Annotated in this window: 20 protein-coding genes; 4 read left to right on the top strand and 16 right to left on the bottom strand. The window is 43.0% G+C overall.

Annotated features, from left to right (window positions below):
• Positions 1–73: 73 nt before the first annotated feature.
• The 5 genes from MKY99_RS13060 to MKY99_RS13040 form a co-directional block, all read right to left on the bottom strand.
• Positions 74–1,111 (bottom strand): ABC transporter substrate-binding protein, encoded by a 1,038-nt coding sequence (locus MKY99_RS13060; RefSeq protein ID WP_339247730.1) that lies wholly within the window; start codon positions 1,109–1,111, stop codon positions 74–76.
• A gap of 22 nt (positions 1,112–1,133) precedes the next feature.
• Entirely contained in the window at positions 1,134–1,922 is a 789-nt protein-coding gene (locus MKY99_RS13055; RefSeq protein ID WP_339270926.1) for a DUF3919 family protein, read from the bottom strand.
• A 70-nt stretch (positions 1,923–1,992) separates the two neighbouring features.
• A complete protein-coding gene (locus tag MKY99_RS13050) occupies positions 1,993–3,399 on the bottom strand; it encodes a HAMP domain-containing sensor histidine kinase (protein ID WP_149644319.1) in 1,407 nt (468 codons plus the stop codon).
• Positions 3,400–3,402: 3 nt separating this feature from the next.
• Positions 3,403–4,068, bottom strand: a complete 666-nt coding sequence (locus MKY99_RS13045; RefSeq protein ID WP_076286423.1) for a response regulator transcription factor — start codon at positions 4,066–4,068, stop codon at positions 3,403–3,405.
• A 213-nt stretch (positions 4,069–4,281) separates the two neighbouring features.
• Positions 4,282–4,857 carry a GNAT family protein gene (locus MKY99_RS13040; RefSeq protein WP_339270923.1) on the bottom strand — a complete coding sequence of 192 codons (576 nt, stop codon included), beginning with the start codon at positions 4,855–4,857 and terminating at the stop codon, positions 4,282–4,284.
• 121 nt (positions 4,858–4,978) lie between these two features.
• Here MKY99_RS13040 and MKY99_RS13035 point away from each other — a divergent pair, with 121 nt between their 5' ends.
• Entirely contained in the window at positions 4,979–5,869 is an 891-nt protein-coding gene (locus tag MKY99_RS13035; RefSeq protein ID WP_339270922.1) for a GNAT family N-acetyltransferase, read from the top strand.
• 88 nt (positions 5,870–5,957) lie between these two features.
• Here MKY99_RS13035 and MKY99_RS13030 read toward each other — a convergent pair whose 3' ends face one another.
• The 6 genes from MKY99_RS13030 to hrpB form a co-directional block, all read right to left on the bottom strand.
• The gene (locus MKY99_RS13030; RefSeq protein WP_339270920.1) at positions 5,958–6,320 is read right to left on the bottom strand and encodes a YmaF family protein; all 363 of its coding nucleotides are present in this window, start codon (positions 6,318–6,320) and stop codon (positions 5,958–5,960) included.
• Positions 6,321–6,422: 102 nt separating this feature from the next.
• Positions 6,423–7,361 carry a GNAT family N-acetyltransferase gene (locus MKY99_RS13025; protein ID WP_339270918.1) on the bottom strand — a complete coding sequence of 313 codons (939 nt, stop codon included), beginning with the start codon at positions 7,359–7,361 and terminating at the stop codon, positions 6,423–6,425.
• 408 nt (positions 7,362–7,769) lie between these two features.
• Positions 7,770–7,898 (bottom strand): hypothetical protein, encoded by a 129-nt coding sequence (locus MKY99_RS13020; RefSeq protein ID WP_256716254.1) that lies wholly within the window; start codon positions 7,896–7,898, stop codon positions 7,770–7,772.
• Between the two features lie 26 nt (positions 7,899–7,924).
• Entirely contained in the window at positions 7,925–8,791 is an 867-nt protein-coding gene (locus MKY99_RS13015) for an NAD(P)-dependent oxidoreductase (RefSeq protein ID WP_339270916.1), read from the bottom strand.
• 186 nt (positions 8,792–8,977) lie between these two features.
• A complete protein-coding gene (locus MKY99_RS13010) occupies positions 8,978–9,562 on the bottom strand; it encodes a general stress protein (protein ID WP_042187728.1) in 585 nt (194 codons plus the stop codon).
• 96 nt (positions 9,563–9,658) lie between these two features.
• Positions 9,659–12,151, bottom strand: coding sequence for an ATP-dependent helicase HrpB (hrpB, locus tag MKY99_RS13005; protein ID WP_339270913.1), 2,493 nt, complete (start codon positions 12,149–12,151; stop codon positions 9,659–9,661).
• A 157-nt stretch (positions 12,152–12,308) separates the two neighbouring features.
• Between hrpB and MKY99_RS13000 the strand changes: the two genes are divergently transcribed.
• Entirely contained in the window at positions 12,309–12,728 is a 420-nt protein-coding gene (locus MKY99_RS13000) for a GNAT family N-acetyltransferase (RefSeq protein WP_076298882.1), read from the top strand.
• A 119-nt stretch (positions 12,729–12,847) separates the two neighbouring features.
• Here MKY99_RS13000 and MKY99_RS12995 read toward each other — a convergent pair whose 3' ends face one another.
• Positions 12,848–13,246, bottom strand: coding sequence for a DnaJ family domain-containing protein (locus tag MKY99_RS12995; RefSeq protein WP_076286432.1), 399 nt, complete (start codon positions 13,244–13,246; stop codon positions 12,848–12,850).
• A 1,158-nt stretch (positions 13,247–14,404) separates the two neighbouring features.
• On the opposite strand from MKY99_RS12995, the gene MKY99_RS12990 reads away from it, so the two are divergent.
• A complete protein-coding gene (locus MKY99_RS12990; RefSeq protein WP_339270909.1) occupies positions 14,405–14,884 on the top strand; it encodes an SRPBCC family protein in 480 nt (159 codons plus the stop codon).
• On the opposite strand, the gene MKY99_RS12985 is transcribed toward MKY99_RS12990, so the two are convergent.
• The 4 genes from MKY99_RS12985 to MKY99_RS12970 all read right to left on the bottom strand — a co-directional run bounded on the left by MKY99_RS12985 (position 14,873) and on the right by MKY99_RS12970 (position 19,173).
• The gene (locus tag MKY99_RS12985) at positions 14,873–15,682 is read right to left on the bottom strand and encodes an SDR family NAD(P)-dependent oxidoreductase (RefSeq protein WP_042187718.1); all 810 of its coding nucleotides are present in this window, start codon (positions 15,680–15,682) and stop codon (positions 14,873–14,875) included. The two genes, MKY99_RS12990 and MKY99_RS12985, sit on opposite strands and share 12 nt — an antisense overlap.
• Before the next feature lie 138 nt (positions 15,683–15,820).
• Positions 15,821–16,687 carry a transglutaminase family protein gene (locus tag MKY99_RS12980; protein ID WP_042187715.1) on the bottom strand — a complete coding sequence of 289 codons (867 nt, stop codon included), beginning with the start codon at positions 16,685–16,687 and terminating at the stop codon, positions 15,821–15,823.
• Positions 16,684–17,637: an alpha-E domain-containing protein gene (locus MKY99_RS12975; protein WP_076282772.1), complete on the bottom strand. Its 954-nt coding sequence runs from the start codon at positions 17,635–17,637 to the stop codon at positions 16,684–16,686. The genes MKY99_RS12980 and MKY99_RS12975 overlap by 4 nt, the downstream gene beginning before the upstream one ends.
• 72 nt (positions 17,638–17,709) lie before the next feature.
• The gene (locus tag MKY99_RS12970; protein WP_076282773.1) at positions 17,710–19,173 is read right to left on the bottom strand and encodes a circularly permuted type 2 ATP-grasp protein; all 1,464 of its coding nucleotides are present in this window, start codon (positions 19,171–19,173) and stop codon (positions 17,710–17,712) included.
• Between the two features lie 352 nt (positions 19,174–19,525).
• On the opposite strand from MKY99_RS12970, the gene MKY99_RS12965 reads away from it, so the two are divergent.
• The gene (locus MKY99_RS12965) at positions 19,526–20,413 is read left to right on the top strand and encodes a DUF1835 domain-containing protein (protein ID WP_339270904.1); all 888 of its coding nucleotides are present in this window, start codon (positions 19,526–19,528) and stop codon (positions 20,411–20,413) included.
• Positions 20,414–20,495: the final 82 nt, after the last annotated feature.

The following is a 20,495-nucleotide window of genomic DNA, read 5'->3' as shown; positions in this document are numbered from 1 at the left end:
TTCTGCCATCCAATTTGAGAGGCATTACAGTCACCATATATGGTACAGCCCTGCAATACCCCTATTGGCTCTTTTATTTCAAATCTTTTAATGCATTTTGCAACTCTTTACGCTGCGATGCTGCTTTTAACAAATCATAAGCATCGTTGTATTTCGTTGTTTTAATATCAATGCCACCTTTAGGAATCGGTACTGATGCTTTAACGGATACTGCGTATGCAGATTGCGTATACAACTCACCCGGTTCATTGGTAAGCATATAATCCATAAGCTTCTTCGCAGCCTCTGTATTAGGTCCACCCTTAACAATGGATAAGGCTCCAACTTCATAACCTGCTGCTTCTGGAACAACACTAACAATTGGGTTGCCTTGGTATTTAATCTTCAATTGATCGCCCAGGAAAGTCACACCAATTGTATACTCCCCTTTAGCAGCTTTCTGAATGGGCTCAATGCCAGACTTAGGTCTTTCCTTAAGGTTAGGCAGCAACTGTTTGATATAGTTCAACATCTCATCATCACCCCATACTTGGGCTAAAGAAGCTACTGCTGTATATGCTGTACCCGATGTTGCTGGATCCGACATACCAATTTCACCTTTGAATTTAGGATCAAGCAAATCCTTAAAAGTTTCAGGGTATGGATCACTACCATATTTCTCTTTCCAGCGTTCTTCATTAATACCTATAGCGATTGGATTTAGATAAAACCCTGTCCAGAAGCCATCTTTGTCTTTCATATTGTCAGCGATGTCAGAAGCATTCGGAGAAGCATAAGCTTCCAATGAACCTGCCTCTTTCAGTACTTGGTGCGAATCCGCTGGCCCTCCCATCAGAAAGTCGGCTTGTGGATTCGACATTTCATTCTGTACACGTGATACCGCTTCTCCACTTGGCAAACGTAGGATGTCATAGTCAATTCCGGTTTCAGCTTTGAATTTATCCAGAATTTTACGAGCCTCTTCCTCTTGAAAAATGGAATATACGGTGATTTTTTTCATTTCTTTACCGCCAAATACTCCTGATTTATACATGAAGAACCCCGCTACCAGCACAACTACTATGACTGACAATAAAATGACTGACTTACTGTTTTTTTTCTTTCTCGCCATAGACTAAACCATCCCTTCAAGATCAGTATGAGGCATTATTTAGTTTGAAATAGACTCTTTGATTGGTCTCATCCAGAAGGTCATAGACCACGAAGTAAGCGCCGTTATAACGATCCACATGGATCCAGTGCTTTTTCACTCGATAATCATTCGTGAGCTGAATGACAAAGTGAGCATCGGGTGTACGTTGTAAGTCATCAAAATGGCTGAAATCGATAATACGCTCTGCTGCACGAATCTGCGATATCAACGCCTTCCTCTCAACCTGAGTGAGAGCTGTAAGTACTCCCTGCTGTAGTGTGAACACATCATTAATCTTGTTTTCCACAGCAGATCCAATACTCGACGTTGTTAACATCTTATCGATGAGTGTACTTTGCAGCTTGCGGATAGTTGCACTTACATTAAGCGAATTAACTGACTCTGCACCGAAGTGAAACGCATTCGTTTCCACTTGAAAAGGAATATCTTCTTGATCCAGATAGGCCATCGTTCCCGTCAACAGAAGTCTCGGAACCAACTGTTGTGGACGCTGTATTCCTGATGATAACAACCCGGAAAAAGTAGATCTCAATTTCAGCAATTCCTTCGGATCCTCAATGGAAATCGTCCCTAGGCCTGGATATGTAATATCCACGCGCATCGGAACGCCTGCAATCCGGTCAAGCTGATCCTCCTGTCGAGGTACAACATGTACTTCATCAAGAGGTATTCGAAAAGTGTAAGCGCACATGCCGATTAGCAGACTGCCTATGATGACTTGTAACAAGATGAGGCGAAACCATGAAAGCCCTTTCTTATCCTCTGGCACTTACTTTAACCTCCTCATATATCAGAAAAATTTTAAATTTGTATCAGTTTTGTAACAGCGCTTACATTTGTTATGTTAAGGGGAATCTCAGCTGAATCTCTGTCCCCTTCTTCTCCGAGCTAGTAATGACGATACTCCCTCCTTGAAGTTCCATAAACTGTTTACATAGAGGTAATCCTAACCCATGTGATTCGTTTGAAATAATACGATCCTGTTTCTCTGCCGAGGGTAGAAATAATATACTTTGTAATTGTTGCGATATCCCTCTCCCGTTATCTATGATACGAACCAGCCCAAAGCCCTCATGCTCCGTTAACTCGATATAGAGATTTGTGCATTCGCTATGCTTAATAGCGTTATCAATCACGTTAAATAGAACTTGCTGAGTTCTCTTGGGATCTAAATTCACTTCACAAGACGAGATCTTTAGCGTGGTAACAATCGCGGATTTTTGAAGGGTCGGCTCTAAGATTCGTAGACTATCCATAATGACAGCCCCTAAATCAGTACACTCCAGCTTGATACGCCAAGCCTCATCACCAATCAGTGAGGTCTGTAACAAATCCTCAACCATATTTAACAACCGAGTACTCTCTTTACGGATATAGGTATTACACTCCTGTATATCATCCTTCTTATTCATTCTTTCAATTAAATCCGAAAACCCGATAATCGAAGTTAATGGTGTTTTTAATTCATGAGTTATGTTGTCGTAGAAAGCTTTCTGCTTTCCCTGTTCATACTTTAACATTTTGATATGATGTTGCAGCGCATCCGACATATGATTGAAATCCTTGGCTAATTCTCCTACCTCATCCTGACTACTCGCCTGTATCTTTCTGCTAAAATCGCCAATGGATACAAGCTTAAGCGCCTGCTGCAAGGCATGTAGAGGCCTCACCAACAAAGATGAGAATGAATAGCTGACCATAAGCGAAAAAATTAAACATCCTACAGCTGCAGCGATGAACCATGTGCGCATCTGGTTTAATGTCTGCAAATTCTCATGGAGGTCCAATAAATATCGAAATCCACCCACAATTTCTCCTTCATACCAGAAGGGAACTGAGTAGATTAGATATTGTGTACCTTCACCTGCAGTTATGACTGTGGCAGCATTACCAGTAAGCGCTTTCTTAATATCGTTACGTTTAAGTAAGTTTTCTTTATCGCTGCTGCTCCCAACAATCGTCTCATCTAGTGCGAATAGTTGTACTTGAAAATTGCTGTTTGACGCCAAATGCGACGCAATAAAGGGGGCGTACTTACCTGAAAATAATTGTTCTATATTAATTTTCTGATCACTGACAATCTTCAATGCCTCAATACGATGCAAGCCAAAATACTGACTTAACGTCTGAGTATCCCGTTTAATCATACTTTGGTTAAGCGTATAATTAACGATAAAAAACATCGCTGTGAGCAGCATAACAATCGTAACGGCATGCTGAATAAACATTTTATTTCGCAGCCCCATCTTCTATACCTCCAGCTTATAGCCTGTCCCATGTATAGTGGCGATCAGATGCTCGTTGGGTTTCATTTTCTCCCGAAGACGGTTTACCACCATGTCCACGGATCTTGTATGCCCATAATAATCATAACCCCAGACCTGATCAAGCAAGTCTTCGCGAGTGAAAACTTTCTTAGGATGAGCACATAAGAGCCACATGAAGTCAAACTCTTTACTAGTTGTCTTAAGCCATTGTTCCCCTATCTTACAAGTACGTCCATTCTTATCAATTTCAATAGGTCCAATCTTGATCACTTCAGGAGGCGCCACCATCTTCATTCGTCTCATAACTGCCTTAATGCGCTCGATAAGTTCCCTTGTCTCAAAAGGTTTCGTTAGATAATCGTCTGCTCCCAACTGAAAGCCAAGGATTTTATCATTCATTTCATTCTTAGCGGTGAGCACGATTACCGGGACTGACTTATACTGTTGTTGAAGCATTTGAAGAAGCTCGAACCCGGAACGGTCAGGTAACATAAGATCTAACAGTATTAAATCGGCAGACCATGTTCCAAGTTCATCCCACGCCTTAGTCACCGTTCCTACAGCTTTCGTCTGATACCCTTCCACCTCTAAGCTCAATTTTAGCAGCATTTGAATGCTGGGATCGTCTTCAATAATTAAAATATTCATATGTAGCCCTCTTTTCCTTAGATGCTATTTTACACTGAACTTTCATATTTTTAGTTACCCTCTTATAATAGCGGATATCATTCAATACGAAAACGCTTTCCATTTATGTACAAATAGAAATACAAATCAAACAATGAAAAAAAACCCCCATTAAATGGGAGTGTTAAATTTGTACTATATTTACTATTTAATATGCCGAATCAGCGATTGTGCTCATAATTGTTCATCTCTGTTTTTCCCTATAAACTCATCCTTCGTCAATCCGAACAATATCAAATCATAATATCTTCCATTCGTGTAAATGACTTTCCGCCGCACGCCCTCTTGCACGCATCCGACTTTCTTTAACATCCCTATAGAACCTTCATTACCTTCAAGCGCACATTCATTGAATTTATTTAGCCGTCGCTCGAAAAAAGCATATTTTAAGAGGATGGTTATAGCTCTCGTTCCATACCCTTTACCTCGATGATCTTTATCCACCTGCACACCTATACTGAACGTACCATTTTTCTCGTCAATGCTATTGAGATTTACGCCGCCAACATTTTCACCATGCAAATCTTCGATCGTAAACATTAGTCTATCGGATGAGAATTCAGCGTAAGTCTCCGCAAAATTTTTGGCTTCGGCAATGGTGGGTGGTAGTTCAACTGCACATTGTAAGAGTCGCCGCGCTGGAGTATCGAATCGGTTCGTATAATAACCTTCCCAATCCCCTTCTTGTATTGATCGTAATCTGATTTTCTCTTCTTTCCAGTAATAATTGCTATAATCTATCTCTCTCATTTTCTAGCCTCCAAATAATATTGGGATTGTTTTTTTATAATAAACATTACTTTATAAGCATGTAGTAAGATATAACCATTAAACGTGACTATGAAAAACACTTTGGAAAAGAGGCATACTTATGAGTGATTACCAATTGGTAAGTGATTATAAGCATATCGAAAAATATAAAGAAAGCTTTAATGCCTTAGCTAAATCGATCTACGGGATTGATTTCTCGCCATGGTATGAACAAGGAGGCTGGAGTGACAAGTATATTTGTTATTCCTACATCGATAGGGACCATGTGATCGCAAATGCGTCCATAAACAAAATGACGATTCTCATAAATCAAAAAGAGTATAACGCCATTCAAATTGGCACTGTAATGACACATCCTGATTATCGCATGCAAGGATTATCCAGGAAATTAATAGATCATATTATCGCGAAATACGAACATGAATATGACTTCATTTACTTATTTGCAAACGACAGTGCTTTGGACTTTTATCCTAAATTCGGATTTGAACGTATGCAAGAAAGCAGCTTTTCGATTAACGCTTCTAATCTTAGAAATCAAGTGTCTAAAATCTTCTCTGTGCGTCCCTTATCTATGAATAACTCCGTTGATTTCGCCATGATAAAAAAATTCGCTGAAGAAAAAGTTCCGGTGTCCTCTATACTCAGCGTTGTAAACAATGAACATCAGCTGCTGTTTTATTTTATCCTTCCTTTCCATGATTCTTTTTACTATATTGAAGAAGCTGACGTCGTAGTGGTCTTTAGACATGAGGAGCATCAGCTTCATATTTTTGATATTATCAGTACTAAAAGTATAGATATTAACGCGATATTGAATAGCATTATTTCTCCTGAAACGGAGGTTATACATTTTTATTTCACACCAGATTATGCCATAGATCACATAGAGTCAGCATTAATTCCCCAGAGTGAGGATACGTTATTTGTACGTCCATTTTTAAAAGAACTATCTAAACATTTCATGTTTCCCATAACCTCACATGCCTAGATAGAATGAAGAAGGCTGCCATCCGGCAGCCTTTTTTTTATTTGCTCTTTCATTCCTTCAGAGCTTCATTTCATACCAGATTTATTCATTAAACAAGTGGAGCTTGAATCAATGTTGCGAAATTGAATCGATGGACATGACCATCATTTAATGTAGTTTGGCCAGATACAAAATGTACGTGCTTGCCATTTCCGACTGAAATAGCAGGGCCTGTTCTTATCTTTTTCAGATTATGAAAGTGGTTCAAGAAATCAGTTCTACTAAGGTCAATTTCATGAATATGGCTATTCCCTACTCGAATCGCCTGCCCCGTAACACCTGCAAAGCGATGGTTATGTCGATCTGCACCTTCTTCAGCCAATTTCGTACTACCTTCAAATTCATGTACATGTTTCTGCGCATATTGAGAATACAATGTTTTCTTCTTTAGAGTAGCTTTTTTCTTTACCATCTGTTGTGAACCTCCCTATAAACATGAACTTCACAACATTCTATTAAGAAAACACATTTTAAGTTCTAGGCAGGTGTCTAAGTAACCATTATGATTTGTTTGCTAATCCATTACAGGAATATACATGCTCTGTATCTCTTGTACTCCAGGAACAAATCCTAGATTTGTATAAACAGACTCCGCGTCATTACCTTCCATGACATATAATCTAAGGAGAGGATACTTATCTTTAAGGAGACTTAGTCCTCTTTTCATCATCAGTGTCGCTAACCCTTTGCCTCTATAACTGGGCATTACACCAATACTATAAACCGCTGCGTAATCGTCTTGTAAGCCCAAGAGACAATTCGCAATTAACTGTCCCGATTTCCTATCATACACAAGCGTTGACGCGGTAAGTAATGCTTCATTAGTATAATTCGGTTCTTCACTTGGAATAAAATCTTCATAAGAGAATTTTTTTCTTCTAGTCGCCTCGAGACTTCCATTAAAGCTTGCATAGCTACATTCGGCGATCTGATCTTCCAGAATAAAGCGTTTAGCTCCTTTTCCATCATCTTCGATCTGTGGACTTTCAATTCTAAATTCTTCGTTCCATTCCACCTCGAAATGATCTGTAGGACGCTGCATCCAGCGACATCTGAACTCATCAGGCCAAAATCCTGCCCGCGCAAATAAATGAACTTGATCCGGTAGAACCTCAAATGTTTTTATAGGCTCCGTTCGGTCAGACCAATATATCAAAAGCTTTTTTAGAAGTTTAAGCACCACAAATGTATCGTTAAAGGGTGGAATAACAAATAAATGATAGATCCGATTAGGCGACATCCTTACTCCACCTATTTTCGCCTCCCCTTTATAGATCCAAAAAGCATTCTTTTGGGCAGAATTGAACCCATCTTCTCTAAAAAAGCCAATATACTGAATATTATAATAAATGGAGCAATACACTCCCCACTCTTCCGATTCAGCCTTATGAATTGAATAATCATTACTTATCTCATAAGATATTTCATCCTCAGACCATCCCATTAATTGCATGTACAATTCCTCCTCGCTGCTACTTCACCTTCTATTTTCTATAGTATCACTTCTTAAAGTAAATGATTGGTAATAAACACTTATAATGATTATTTACTAAACTAAAGCAAGTGTAATTGCATCTGGAAGTCCAATATATAAGAAGAAACCTTATAATAAAAAAAAAACTGCCTATTGGCAGTCTTATCCTCAATAAATTCTAGAGCATAGCCAAATGGCGGTTCCCACAGCGATAATACCTGCTAACGTTACAAATAGGACATACCCTCTCTTTGTTCTAGTAACCGTGTGATTATCATAAAATTCAGGTTTTCGTACGATTCCAAACCATAGATCCGCGATTAAATTCACGACCACTAGAGAGAAATTTTTTATTACCCCCACGTCATCACTCCTTTTCAACTTTAGCTAGCCAAGTTTATTATTAATTTCACTTAGTGACTCATTCATTTCGTCCATTTTCTTGATCATCGCATATTGATTGCTAATCATCATGATTAAACCAATAAAGAACAAAATCACAAGAAGTAAACTCATACTGCACTTCCTTTCAGTAGCTGAATTCATTCACTCTGGACATTCAAGCTCCGAGCAAATCCTGACCTCCATGACGGGTACAGTGGACTCCATTCGCAATCCATTCGAGCTTTCGTATTGGAGGCTCCCCGTTCCCATCCTGCTCTGCCTTCTTGAACATTAGGAGCAGGAGCACCTATGGTATCTGAATAAGCTGATAACCAATCCAATCCTTTAGCAGGCTCGTCGTCTACGATGTTCACAGGGCCTGAAGGCCAGTTCAGAGCAAGCACCGCTGTGTTAGCTGCATCCTCCACATGTAGGAATGATACAACGGCATCTGTCGCTGTCATTCGTTCTTGACGAATTTCCTCTGCCATATAGCCATTAGTGTCATACCATGTTCCTTGGCCGTACAACATTCCATACCGCAAGATCACATGATTGGGGATCTCGGCAACTGCTTTCTCTAGTGAGTATATACCTTCAATCGTTCTTCTCCGAGGCTCTAAAGCCTTAAGATCTAAAGGAGTTTCCTCCGTAGCTGGCACATCTCCAGCTTCATAAGCCCATGAAATACTTTGTGCAATGATTTGTTCCACGCCAGCTGCAAGAGATGCATCCACAATATTTCGTGTTCCTTCTATTCTTATCCTGGAATTATCTGAGAAATTCCGCTGACTTAGTGAAGTTAGCTGATGGATAACCACTTCTGGCTGTGCTTTGTGAATGGACGCAAATATGGCCTCTCGATCGAAGACATCCGCGATTACCGCCTGTGCTCCACACTTCTCAATAAATGCTCTTTTTTCTTCCTTATGGGTCATTCCGACAACCTCATGCCCCGCTTCTAATAACTTAGGTAGCAATAGCCGTCCAATCACGCCCGCCGCACCGGCTACAAATATCTTCATCTACGCCCTCCTTAAGAACAGCCTCTAAGTATAAAGATTGCTAGTTACTTCTCAAAACCCCAATTATAATTTGGATTATTATCCATATCATACCACATGTATAATAAAGACTGCACCTCACAGCTTATCGCTAGGAGGTGCAGTCTTTAATGGATTGTTTATAGTAAAAGTAGGTCGATTAACATTTTAGATTTTATCGCGGTTGTAAACTTCAGCCGTTCGGTCTGCTCTGTTAGCCATCGAATTACCTAGTCGAGTGTCTTCGTTATAGACGCCTTCGTAACGCTGAGCATTTAGTGAGCGATTGTCTCGGAACACATCATGCGCTTGATACCCTCGTCCATTATCCTCAACAAGCACAAGGATCTTGCCACTTTCAACGTATCCTTCGTACTCTTTTGCCTCATCCTCAGGAATGCCAAGACCGATCAAGCCACCAACTAAGCCACCTGCACCTGCACCCACGGCTACACCTGTTAACGTTGCCACAATAGGTCCCGCTGCCAGAATAGGACCAATCCCCGGAATTGCGAGCGCTCCGATACCTGCTAGCAGTCCGGTAACACCACCCAATACGCCGCCTGTAGCTGCACCTGTTGCAACACCCTCGGGAGCTTTTGTGCCTGTATCATCCGAAATATGTCTTAGCTCATCACGATCACGTGTGATGACTGATATTTCATCATTACTGAACCCTTGATTGTGAAGTCCTTCAATTGCTCTGGTTGCTTCTTGTTCTGTATCAAAGATACCTACGATTTTTTTAGTCACTTGAAGCCCTCCTTAGTAATTGTCTTCGCTAGTTAATTACCCTGTAAGCTGAAGACAAAACATCTAATTAAAATTTCAAGTGCACGAAGGACCTTATTATTTATTGGGACGTGTTCGATTGGTCGGAATTGCTTGCAAGGGGTCGTCTGGCCAATAGTGCTTAGGATAACGTCCTTTTAGATCCTTTTTAACCTCAAAATAAGTACCACGCCAAAAGCTTGCAAGGTCAGAAGTCACCTGCATCGGTCTTCTTGCCGGTGACAAAAGATGAAGTAAAACAGGTACCTTCCCCCCTCCAATTCTAGGGGTGTCTAACTGTCCAAACATCTCTTGCAAACGCACAGCCAGTACGGGAGCAGCTGGATTAGCATAGTCCACGGGCACACGCGAACCACTAGGAACTGTTATATGTGTCGGCGCTTCCTGTTCAAGAAGCTGTCGCTGATTCCAGTCCAGCAACCCCTCAAGCGCACGGGATAACGGGATTCGCTGAAGGTCACGCAAATTACGCATACCGTGAATGTAAGGTAATAGCCATTCATCAAGCATCTCAATTAATGCTTCATCAGAGACATCCGGCCAATCTGAACGTAAGGCGTGCATAAACATTAGCCGCTCACGAAGCTGCAGAGGTCCCTTTTCCCACGGTAAGATATCAATCCCATCCTCTGCGATTACACTTAGCAGTACTTTCGCTGTTTCTTCTGAGGAGGGTCTTTCATGTGACGTTTCTTTTAAGACAAGAGCGCCAAGCATCGTTCGACGGCGTTTCTTCACACTTCCACTTTCTTTATCCCAATACACGTCAGAATCCTCTGTGATGTGATCTATATGATATTTAAGCAGTTGTCCTTCTTCAAGCTCAGCTGCCAGCAAGATTGCACCTTGTGTGGCTCGATCGTCAACAGACGCAGCCACAATATAAGCGGATCGGGCCATCGGTTGCCCTTCCCGCATGGCCACGCCACGACCGGCGGAGAGCAGAAACGCGCCATCACCGCGTTTCTGCCCGATACGGTCGGGATAGGCGAACGACAGAAGCAGCCCGCAGAGGCTGATGTCGTTCACGGTCCCGCCCGGCGCTGCTTGCAGCTGCGCCAGGAAATTGCGGCTCTCGCGCACCACCGCGCGCAGAGCCGCAGGGTCCGCTCCGCCCGTATCGGCGGAGCGTTCGAACCGGAGCAGCGCCTCTACGCGGAGCGTGAGGTCGCAATCTAGTGCCGCGGGACCCTTGAACAGGTCCCGCTCTTGCAGCAGCGCCGCCAGCCGGCAGGCGAGCGGTGCTGCGTCAAGCTCTGCCGCGCGCAGCAGCATATGCGCGGCTCGCGGGTGCGCGCCAAGCGCGGCCATGCTGCGGCCGTGCGGCGTGATGGCGCCGCCGGCGTCCAGCGCGCCGAGCTGGCACAGCAGCGCGGTGCCCTGCGCATAAGGCGCAGCGGGCGGCGTGTCAAGCCAAGCTAGCGCGGCAGGATCGCGCACGCCCCACAGCGCCAGCTCCAAAGCGAGCTGCGCAAGATCCGTCTCCATAATCTCCGGCACATTGTCATCCGGAAGGCGATTATGCTCCTCCTGACTCCACAGCCTGTAGCATACGCCCGGAGCTGTCCGCCCGGCCCGTCCTCGCCGCTGATCGGCAGAGGCTTTCGATACCGGAACCGTCGTAAGACTTGGCATTCCCGTACGCGGAGAGAAAATCTGCGTACGACGCAACCCTGTATCAATTACCGTTCGCACACCTTCGATCGTCAAGCTTGTCTCCGCAATGGAGGTCGCTAGTACGACTTTACGTTCGCCGTTTATGGATGGAGCCACTGCAGCATCCTGCATAGCCTGTGGTAATTGTCCGTATAAAGGACGAAGCACTACCCCGTCAGGCAGTTTTCCATGTTCCAACTCATTTTGGGTTCTGCGAATCTCCCGTTCACCCGGCAAGAATACAAGTACATCTCCCGGCTGTTCAGCAAGCGCACGTCTCACTGCGGCTGTGGCCGATTTTTCAATCGGAAGATTCCCTGTGGTTAGGGTATAAATAGTTTCCACCGGATAGGTTCGTCCCGGACAATCAACTACTGGCGCATCGCCCAGCATAACCGAGACCCGTTCACTATCCAGTGTTGCTGACATAATCAGAATCCGAAGATCATCACGCAGCACTGCCTGCGCTTCCAGCGCCAGAGCAAGTCCCAGATCCGCATGTAGACTACGCTCATGGAACTCATCAAAAATAATCAGACCCACATCCCCTAGTGATGGATCACTCTGAAGCATCCTCGTTAAGACACCTTCAGTCACTACAACAATTCGTGTATTCTTGCCTACCTTAGTGTCGTTCCGCATCCGATAACCTACCGTCTGTCCAACACTTTCTCCAAGATTGGACGCCATGTAAGTTGCAGCTGATCTAGCGGCAAGTCTTCTAGGCTCAAGCATAAGAATGCTTTTACCAGCCATCCATGGCTCGTCCAGAAATGCCGGAGGCGTTCCAGTTGTTTTGCCCGCACCGGGTTCTGCGATCAGAACAGCTGCCCGTGTTGAGCGAAGTATGTGTTTCAGGTCTGGAAGCACCTGTATAATTGGAAGCTGTTTCATTATATCTCTCCATCGTTTGTAATAATATGTTATGATTTCCTTTGATGTGGTCTAAACCCTATTCATCATGTGCGAAAAAACTTCAAAGATCAAGACAATCTGTACTTACCATTTCAAGTATAACTTTCTTATATTATAAAAAAGGAGACTTTCTAAAATGCTCGTAACTAAAGCCACTATTTCAGATTTATCTATACTCAGCAAGATCGATAGCATGGTCATTGGCAGCGAAATTCGCAAACCTAAAATTGAACAATATATTCTAAATGAGCAATGTGTTGTAGCATCGATTAACAGTGAGCCTGTCGGTTTTGCTTGTTACGATACCACTTTTTTCGAATGCTGTTTTATTCAGCTCGTAATTGTGAATCCCAATTTCAGACGTCTTGGCATTGCCGGTGCACTTATTCGTTACATTGAAGAACACTCTCCAACCCCCAAGCTGTTTACTTCCACCAATGAATCCAATACGATCATGCAGCAAGTGTGTCTTTCTCTAGGATTTGTAAGAAGCGGAATCATTGAGAATTTAGACGATGGTGATCCAGAATGGGTATATTTCAAGCAAGTAAAATGAAATACACTTGTGAAGCGAAGCACGCAAAAAGGCAGCTCTTTCGTCTCTTTATGGACTAAGAGCTGCCTTTATATCACACTATTTATCCTCATGTCCATACAACATGACCCTAATAAGCGTTATTCTTCTTCCCTAATTATCTGTTCATGTATTTGAACACTGTATTGCATATAAGCAGGATTACTATCTAAGCCTCGTTCACGCAGAAGCTCTTGCAGACGCAGCCTTTTCAAAGACAATTTTGCCCGGATTGCCTTACCTTCACTAGTTTCAGTGCCTCCGCTATTGTGGCAGGCAGCAAGCAGCCCTTCGAGGGTAACGCATTCTGCACGCAAAGATACTTCTTCGGGCACCAGCCCGGAATTCTTCATAATTTTGAAAGACATGCGTAATTCTTCTGGCACGTCCGATAAATCCTCAAGCTCCAGTGGCTTGCCATGCCCAGGTAAATCTCCAAATTCCCCATTACGCATAGATTCCTGAATCCGCTGCTCAACCAGCCAGGACATCATCCCCATATACGCAGCCTCCTTCACCAATACCACTACTATGATCTATCCCGCCTAAGCAAAAGTATGGTAAGCAGAATTGCGTCTATTTTAGCATAAAAACAGTAGATTTACATCAAACTGCCGCAATGCATTCTTATAAAAGACGATCCTTCTCCGTTCTATGAATCTTCCTCGTCATCGCAGATCGTTCGGACTAAGGAGCCCTTATTTCGCAATTTCAGGCTATTTTGCTACACTATCGGACTCAGTTGCACCTATTCACGCAAATACACCCTATTTTTAATAGAAATTGTGGAAATAAGAGCTATGCAGTCCGAAAAGTCTGCGCATCCTCATATTTGCCTCCGCAGATCGCTCAGGACTCAAGAGTCCCCATTCCGCAAATTCAATTCATTCTGCTACACCATCATTCTCTGCTCCCTGTCCGCAACATATTACAGACGCCTAACCAAACCGTACAATAGTTTTTTTTCATGCGAACAATTGTTATACTCGTTCTAATAAGCCTCAACTCAACAAGAAAAACGCCTGACGTCGTCCTTGGAGGTAGAGTTACAAGCTGAGTACATCCGTAATTCCATACTCGTATCCATATACACCTTCGTAGTGAGGTTCCGCTTACGGACCGAATGGCTTATTTCGATGAAATGAGCACATATATTAGGGACGGACCGTATTGCACTTATTCCCTAATAACAAGCCCCTTCCCGGGTGATCTGGGGCGAATAACAGCGCTGGCTCATTTACGTTACCGGCGGCACATTGTATTCGGTTTTTCGCATACATTTGGCTCGTTTACGTTACCGGCGGCACATTGTATTCGATTTTTCGCATACATTTGGCTCGTTTATGTTACCGTCGGCACATTGTATTCGATTTTTCGCATACATTTGGCTCATTTACGTTACTGGCGGCACATTTGTATTCGTTTTTTCGCATACATTTGTCCGTAGGCTCGACTAAAACATGCATTTCGGAGGATATAAGGTCCGCTCGGTTTTTAGAATCTGACGGATGACTCCTCGTTTATTTCATGTCTCCTGCTTCTTCACGTTCACCCCTCCTTCCTCTTTCTTCGGAGTTATCCACATTTTTTTTGAATTGTATAATTTCCTAAACAATAAAAAAAAGGACTACAGCAGTAGTCCAAAGGAGAAATATAACATGATAGCTAACCTCAAAAAAACAGATGATCATTATGTCGCTCGTTTCGAACGTCAATTAAAACATCCCGCATCAGAAATCTGGTCCTTTCTGACAGAGAATGAGAAGCTTGCTTTATGGTTCACTGAATTACGTGTTGAAGACCTGTGTGAAGGTGGATTAATCAAGTTTGATATGCAAGACGGAACCTTTGAGGAAATGACGATTACCGCCTTGCAACATGAATCTGTTCTTGAATTTACGTGGGCTGAAGATTCCGTTCGCTTTGAGCTATATCCTAATTCAGAAGGCTGCCTTCTCGTCTTGAATGAAACGATCCGAACGCTCACGCCACACACACCCCGAGATTTAGCTGGCTGGCATGTATGTCTGGACGTGATCCAGCATCTTCTGGATGGTACGACGCTGGAGTCACGAAAAGCTGAATGGAACGTTTGGTATGAACGATACCGAGAAGCGATCTCTAAATTAGGACAATAAGGATTCTGCTCCATCAATCACAATTTGCGCACCTGTAATATGAATGGATTCATCGGAAGCCAAAAAAGAAACTAGATCGGCAACATTATCCGGTTTACCCGGCCCATCCGCCAGCGGCTGCGCACCATCGGGAAATTCAATCGGAATGACGATCGCTTCTACTTCTTCGTTCATTTCAGTGGTTTCATCTATATTGGTAGCAATCGCCCCAGGGCAGATCACATTCACTCGAATTTTAAACTTAGCTAGCTCAAGTGCAGCCATTTTGGCAAAAGCTACCTGTCCAGCTTTGGTAGTACTATATGTAGACCACCCAAAGCTGGCAAATCTAGTATTCCCATTGATGGAGCTAGTGATGATAATGCTACCTTTCCCTTTATCCTTCAGATGAGGGATCGTATATTTTAATGTCAAAAAGGTCCCCGTCAAGTTCACCGACATCGTGCGCTCCCAATCACTCAGGCTCAGTTCCTCTATAGGTCCCACCGCACCATTGATTCCCGCGTTAGCGAATACTACATCTAAGCCGCCGAATTGTTCGACTGTCCTGCGCACGGCTTCCTCCATCCCTTTTTCATCCGAAGTGTCTACCTCTATGGCCAATGCACAATCTTTGCGAAACTTGTTTAGCTTATCCGCCAAAGATGAGGTACGTTCAAGATTCAAATCAAAAAGCGCTACATTAGCACCTTCCCTCGCCAGCTTAATAGCGGTAGCCCGACCAATTCCTGAGCCCGCTCCTGTAATAATTGCTGTTTTTCCAATAAATCTTTGTTTCTTAGCTATGTTTGGACTCATATGTAATCTCTCCCTTAAGATCTCTTAGTGATGTACTATGGATCAAGATTACCCAAATACATGCACACTGGAATCATCTTCACAAAAAAACTCCCCGTTCAAAAGCTTGAACTGAGAGTTTCATCTAGATCTATACATCTAATTGTCCAGCTTCCGCACATCTACTTTCACGGTCAGAGTGCCTGCTCCACCACGATATACACCTTTTACAGGTACAATATCTTTGTAGTCCCGTCCGTGACCTAACTTAATGTAACGCCAATTGACCTCAACATTATTCGTCGGATCGAAACCAAGCCAACCTGTACCCGGAATGTGAGTCTCCACCCAAGCATGTGAGGCTTGCTCAAAATTAGCATTACTCCCTTGCAGATCACCAACAAAATGATATCCACTTACATATCTGGACGGCAGACCGACACTACGGCAGACAGCAATCATTAGATGAGCATAATCCTGACATACACCGCGTTTAAGCTTCAGTGCTTTTTTTACCGTAGTATTTACACTTGTAGCCTCAGGGTCATAGGTGAACTGTTCATAAATCGTCGCCGATAATTTAAGAATCCATTCATACATATCCTCTGCTTCATTAAAAGGGTACTGTGAGGCAAACTCCACTAATTCAGGCGTCACCTCGGTATAACGAGTCGGCAATATAAACTCAATATAACGGTTCTGAAATCCCTCGTCATTTAACAATCTAATTTGTTCTTCAAGAGATGTTCTCGGGAGATCTGTCCCCTGAGCTTTATCCAGTGTAACTACAGTAGCTTTAGTGTGGATGACCATCTCCGTATGCGGCTTATTAACCGAATAGGCATGGACCCGATTCCCGAAGAAATCCTCATAGGTTAATAGATTGGCTGGCGGGTAAATATCCACTTCATGGTGATAACAGGATTGGCGATAATTCGTGCGTGGCGTGAGTCTGATCTCATTGACACTGTCCGTAACCGGCTCTGGATAGCTGTATGTGGTGGTATGATTGATTTGAATCTTCATACAGACACTCCTTCTCGCCGAAAAAAGGCGCCCTCCATTGTTTTACCAAGTTTTTGACAGGATATCACCAGCGATTTAAGCACATCTTCCACTAGCTCGCCGGACATTTCTTCCTTTTCCATATAATCCAGCTCTGCTTTTAGCTTACCCGCTTGCCGGATAACCTTCTCATGACCTGAACCTTTCTCTGAGGGATCTAGTTCAAGCTTTGCTAAATGCTCTTCCAGCTGATGAAAAGAAAAACGAATGGAACGCGGAAATTTGGGATTCGCAATCAAGAAATCTAAAATGCTCTCCGGGGACATAGCATCTGCATAATAACGGCGAAACGCCTGGTACCCACTAACGGATTTAAGCACCGCCTGCAACTGAGTATAAACCGCGTCAAGCTCCTTAAATCGGCATGAGGCAATGACCGCCTGCAAGATACGAGTTGTATTCTCTGCCCGCTCTAGAAACCGTCCGCTCTCAATGAAATGCCACTCATTCCCTCTAAGCATTACCGACTGTTCTGCTCCGAGAAACATGGCTGTACGCTCCTTAACCTGCTGATAGAACTGATGTGGGCCGCTCATAATATCTGCAACAGACCGCTCACCAAGCCATAGGTTGAAGCTGTTGACAACATCCCATAATTCACTTGGAAGCTGCTGACGGAGTGTTCGCAGATTATTTCTGGCATGATGTACACAAGAGAATAATGAATTAGAATTGCCTAAATCAAGTGTGATGAAAGATAGGACATCCTGCTCGGAAAAGGTTTCGAACTGCTGCATATATTCACCTCGAACGCCTAGCGCATCGATTAACCTTGACCATTTATGTCCTTCTTCATGAAAATCCTCTTCCTGCTGGATATGATAATGAACATTGATTAGCCGCGCATGATTCTCTGCCCTTTCAATATATCTGCCGATCCAGAACAAAGCTTCAGCATTTCGATTCAGCATCTCCAGCCACTCCCTTATTTAACAAATTGATGCTGCATTTTGTTAATCATCAACAAGCCTCACTAGGTTGTATCAAGCCATGACCCAAGTATCTTTTACGCCACCACCTTGCGAGGAGTTTACGACCAAAGACCCTTCTTTCATAGCCACCCGTGTCAATCCCCCAGGGATAACATGTGGCTTACGGTCAGCACCCATTAATACAAAAGCTCGAAGGTCGATATGTCTCGGTGCCATTGTTCCTCCTGACAATACCGGTGCTCTAGATAGAGACATGATCGGCTGCGCAATATAACGCTCCGGATCTGCGATAATCTTCATTCGAAATTCAGCGAGTTCTTCTTTCGTAGCTTCGCTTCCGATCAACATTCCATATCCCCCGGATAAAGAGGTTTCCTTAACAACCATTTCAGATAGGTTCTCAAGGACATATAAACGTTCATCAGGCCTGCCTAGCAGATAGGTCGGGACATTCCCAAGAATCGGTTCTTCATTCAGATAATAACGAATCATATCCGGTACATAGACATACATCGCTTTATCATCAGCAACACCAGTCCCCGGGGCATTAGCAATCGCTACATTCCCTGCCCGATACGCATTCATCAGACCCGCCACCCCTAGAAGTGAATCCGGCTGAAAAGCTAACGGATCGATGAAATCATCATCCAAACGGCGATATAGTACATCTACGCGGCGAAGTCCGTTCATTTCTTTCAAATATATTTTGTGATCCTTTGCAACCAAATCTCGTCCTTCAACCAAATGTATACCCATCTGTTGTGCTAGAAAAGCATGCTCATAATAAGCAGAATTGTATTCCCCAGGTGTAAGAAGTGCTATAACCGGATCTGACTTTCGTGAGGGTGATAAACTACGTAGAACGGATAAGAAGCGATTCAAGCTATGATCAACATCTCGGATGGAGCTGGCAAAGGACAATTCAGGAAACAACTGATTCATAAGGGTTCTGCCTTTAAAAAGATATGAAAAACCTGAAGGCGTTCGTAGATTATCTTCAAGCACATAATATTGCCCATCATGATGGCGAATCAGATCGATTCCCGAGGTAGTGATGTAGGCTCCACCAGGCACCCTTAGACCAGTCATTTCTGGCCGGAAATAACAGTTGGAGATGATCATACGCCTTGGGACTATTCCATCCTTTACGATGTACTGCTCATGGTAGATATCATGAATGAACAGATTCAAAGCCGTGATACGCTGAATAATTCCAGCCTCTAGCCTCTCCCATTCATTCTTAGGAATAATGCGTGGAATCATATCGAAGGGAATCGTACGCTCCATGGGATGATCCTGAGCCGGATTGTATAGCGTAAAAGTAATTCCTTCCTCCATCATCCTGCGCTGCATCAAATTCTGCTTACCCTGCAGCTCTTCGGAGCTCATTCCGGAAAACATGCGATTCACATGTCTATAATGCGGCCGGACATTTCTCTTATCTGCATACATTTCATCGAAAAAATGTTGCAGCGGATACGGAGACAGACCTGGCAGAGGATCTAATTTGGACATGAGCCCGACTCCTTTCGATAATGTTATCTTTACTAACAACCTATACTTTAATTTCTGAAAATATCCTTGAAAATATTGTTTTGTATTCCCATAATACGTAAATTCTATTGCCGATGTCAATATATATAACAGAGAAATGTGATCTCTGAATATTTCCGTGTTTTGGAATCGCTTCCTTTCTCTCTTATATAGGTTGCCGGAGCTGAAATGTAGTTTCTTCATTGAATTGTATGCAGGAGTAGTGACAAGCATTACTATTATGAATTTTTCATATGTTGGTTTTTTTATATAGTTGTCTGGGAAAGTAATTTCAGTTATATGGTATAATTTGGAGCGTTAGGAGAGTGAACAAATGGATCACAAATATACTATGACCATGGAGCAGGAAGAGGCTAGGCGGAAGCATATTTATCTTTTATTTGGTTTGTCAGAAGCTGGTTCGATGAAGGTAGCACTTAGTCGTGTAGGCAGTCGTCATTTAATAAGAGTACTTTCATTTAATGAGACGTTCTCTGCTGGACCGCTGTGCAAATTACATAATGATGAAGGGTGTCATGCCCGTGAGTTATGGTTTCAAGAACGATTTCCGGATCAGGGTTATCATCTCAATCCCCAGCATAAACTGGGAGCCATGATTCAGACCTTAAAAGAAATTCCCGAGGACAAAAAAATCACTATTTGGTGCGGAAACAACTCCCATGATCAGACAGGTTTACGATTTGCACTTTCTGTTCTTAGTGAGAGGAAGCAACCTATTTATGTTATAAATCCAATCGAAGCTTATGAGGAGCTTCCTGGGATTACTGAACAATATAGCATGGACTTATCTCCCCAGTCCCTGGGTCAGCTCCCAAACGAAGCTATGCAAACTATTATCAAAAACACCGAAAATACGCAACCCCTTACCTCCGCGCAGAGAAAACAGTATGAGCTGGAGTGGCAAGAAATCAGCAACACTGAGGCTATGCTTCGAGTATGGTCCAAAGGTCAGCTAACGAATGTACCCGAAACATACTATGACGAATACATTCTATCCTTAATTCTGCAACTGCAAAAGAATGAACAGGGAGATCATTTCGTAAATGCAGGACTTATTGTAGGTGCAATTATAGGGCAGTGGAATTTATTTATCAGTACCTCATTTATAGAATATCGCTTCTGGAGGCTTATTAGTGAGGGAAAGCTGTTATTTAAAGGGATACCCTACGCGATGCATTTGTACTTTTTAAGAATTCCTTAGAGGTCACTACATTAACAACTAACAATCATTTTATAAAAAAGGAATGCCCTCATAAACTAAATATAGCTTCGAGGACATTCCT

This window comes from Paenibacillus sp. FSL R5-0470 (genome assembly GCF_037975205.1).
GTDB lineage: Bacteria > Bacillota > Bacilli > Paenibacillales > Paenibacillaceae > Paenibacillus_AQ.
The sequence above is the reverse complement of the archived record's forward strand: the minus strand, read 5'-3'. Positions and strand labels throughout refer to the sequence as shown.

What these genes read in the sequence shown, in the direction of transcription:
- MKY99_RS13030 (WP_339270920.1), bottom strand. Translation starts at nt 6,320, where the DNA reads ATGGTAAAGAAAAAAGCTACTCTAAAGAAGAAAACATTGTATTCTCAA.
- MKY99_RS13045 (WP_076286423.1), bottom strand. Translation starts at nt 4,068, where the DNA reads ATGAATATTTTAATTATTGAAGACGATCCCAGCATTCAAATGCTGCTA.
- MKY99_RS13040 (WP_339270923.1), bottom strand. Translation starts at nt 4,857, where the DNA reads ATGAGAGAGATAGATTATAGCAATTATTACTGGAAAGAAGAGAAAATC.
- MKY99_RS13015 (WP_339270916.1), bottom strand. Translation starts at nt 8,791, where the DNA reads ATGAAGATATTTGTAGCCGGTGCGGCGGGCGTGATTGGACGGCTATTG.
- hrpB (WP_339270913.1), bottom strand. Translation starts at nt 12,151, where the DNA reads ATGAAACAGCTTCCAATTATACAGGTGCTTCCAGACCTGAAACACATA.
- MKY99_RS13060 (WP_339247730.1), bottom strand. Translation starts at nt 1,111, where the DNA reads ATGGCGAGAAAGAAAAAAAACAGTAAGTCAGTCATTTTATTGTCAGTC.
- MKY99_RS12980 (WP_042187715.1), bottom strand. Translation starts at nt 16,687, where the DNA reads ATGAAGATTCAAATCAATCATACCACCACATACAGCTATCCAGAGCCG.
- MKY99_RS13050 (WP_149644319.1), bottom strand. Translation starts at nt 3,399, where the DNA reads ATGGGGCTGCGAAATAAAATGTTTATTCAGCATGCCGTTACGATTGTT.
- MKY99_RS12985 (WP_042187718.1), bottom strand. Translation starts at nt 15,682, where the DNA reads ATGAGTCCAAACATAGCTAAGAAACAAAGATTTATTGGAAAAACAGCA.
- MKY99_RS12975 (WP_076282772.1), bottom strand. Translation starts at nt 17,637, where the DNA reads ATGCTGAATCGAAATGCTGAAGCTTTGTTCTGGATCGGCAGATATATT.
- MKY99_RS13035 (WP_339270922.1), top strand. Translation starts at nt 4,979, where the DNA reads ATGAGTGATTACCAATTGGTAAGTGATTATAAGCATATCGAAAAATAT.
- MKY99_RS12965 (WP_339270904.1), top strand. Translation starts at nt 19,526, where the DNA reads ATGGATCACAAATATACTATGACCATGGAGCAGGAAGAGGCTAGGCGG.
- MKY99_RS12990 (WP_339270909.1), top strand. Translation starts at nt 14,405, where the DNA reads ATGATAGCTAACCTCAAAAAAACAGATGATCATTATGTCGCTCGTTTC.
- MKY99_RS13025 (WP_339270918.1), bottom strand. Translation starts at nt 7,361, where the DNA reads ATGCAATTAATGGGATGGTCTGAGGATGAAATATCTTATGAGATAAGT.
- MKY99_RS12970 (WP_076282773.1), bottom strand. Translation starts at nt 19,173, where the DNA reads ATGTCCAAATTAGATCCTCTGCCAGGTCTGTCTCCGTATCCGCTGCAA.
- MKY99_RS13020 (WP_256716254.1), bottom strand. Translation starts at nt 7,898, where the DNA reads ATGAGTTTACTTCTTGTGATTTTGTTCTTTATTGGTTTAATCATGATG.
- MKY99_RS13000 (WP_076298882.1), top strand. Translation starts at nt 12,309, where the DNA reads ATGCTCGTAACTAAAGCCACTATTTCAGATTTATCTATACTCAGCAAG.
- MKY99_RS12995 (WP_076286432.1), bottom strand. Translation starts at nt 13,246, where the DNA reads ATGGGGATGATGTCCTGGCTGGTTGAGCAGCGGATTCAGGAATCTATG.